Raw genomic sequence first — 1,304 nt, 5'->3', positions numbered from 1 at the left:
TCTACCTTAGTTCCTGGTGGATATGTTGAACCATCTGGTTTCTTAGGTGTTACTGTAACGTCACCTGTCTTAGGATCTTGTTCAACATCTAGTGTTGGTGTCTTACGAGCTGGTGTTGTTACATCCACTGGTTGTGATGGTTTCTTGTTCGGTTCTGTTACTGTTCCTGTACCTGGGACATCTTTCTTAGGAAGTTTGTCATTTGGTACTTCACCTGAACCATTGTCGCCAACTGTTACTGTGATTGTTGTTCCATTTTCTCCTGGAATTTCTACCGTAGTTTTTGGTGGGTAGGTTGAACCATCTGGTTTCTTAGGTGTTACAATCGCATTTCCATTTGGTTGTTGAGTAATTTCAATCTCAACTGGTTTTTCAGTTTCTGGTGTTTCTGGTGTTACCTTAGCTGGTGTTGTTACATTAGGAACTTCCACAGCTGGTTTACCTGGTTCTGTAATCTTACCTGTACCTGGGACATCTTTCTTAGGAAGTTTGTCATTTGGTACTTTACCTTTACCGTCTTCACCGATTTCAACAGTGATTGGACCATCTTCACCTGGGATTTCTACCGTAGTTCCTGGTGGGTATGTTGAGCCATCTGGTTTCTTAGGTGTTACTGTAACGTCACCTGTCTTAGGATCTTGTTCAACATCTAGTGTTGGTGTCTTACGAGCTGGTGTTGTTACATCCACTGGTTGTGATGGTTTCTTGTTCGGTTCTGTTACTGTTCCTTTTCCTGGGACATTTCCTTTTGGAAGTTTGTCATTTGGTACTTCACCTGAACCATTGTCACCAATTGTTACTGTGATTGTTGTTCCATTTTCTCCTGGAATTTCTACCGTAGTTTTTGGTGGGTAGGTTGAACCATCTGGTTTCTTAGGTGTTACTATAACATCACCTGTCTTAGGATCTTGTTCAACATCTAGCGTTGGTGTCTTACGAGCTGGTGTTGTTACATCCACTGGTTGTGATGGTTTCTTGTTCGGTTCTGTTACTGTTCCTGTACCTGGGATAGCTTTCTTAGGAAGTTTGTCATTTGGTACTTTACCTGAACCATCTTTACCGATTTCAACAGTAATTGTGTTTCCATCTTCACCTGGGATTTCTACCTTAGTACCTGGTGGATATGTTCCTCCTCCTGGTTTCTTAGGCGTTACAATCGCATCTCCATTTGGTTGTGGAGTAATTTCAATCTCAACTGGTTTTTCAGTTTCTGGTGTTTCTGGTGTTACCTTAGCTGGTGTTGTTACATTAGGAACTTCCACAGCTGGTTTACCTGGTTCTGTAATCTTACCTGTACCTGGCAC

Annotated in this window: 1 pseudogene; it reads right to left on the bottom strand. The window is 41.9% G+C overall.

Going from position 1 to position 1,304, the window contains the following annotated elements:
- A pseudogene (locus HT734_RS09090) lies at positions 1-1,304 on the bottom strand (hypothetical protein); the annotation flags it as partial.

The organism is Streptococcus sp. k-90 (assembly GCF_013277565.1).
Lineage (GTDB): Bacteria > Bacillota > Bacilli > Lactobacillales > Streptococcaceae > Streptococcus.
The sequence above is the reverse complement of the archived record's forward strand: the minus strand, read 5'-3'. Positions and strand labels throughout refer to the sequence as shown.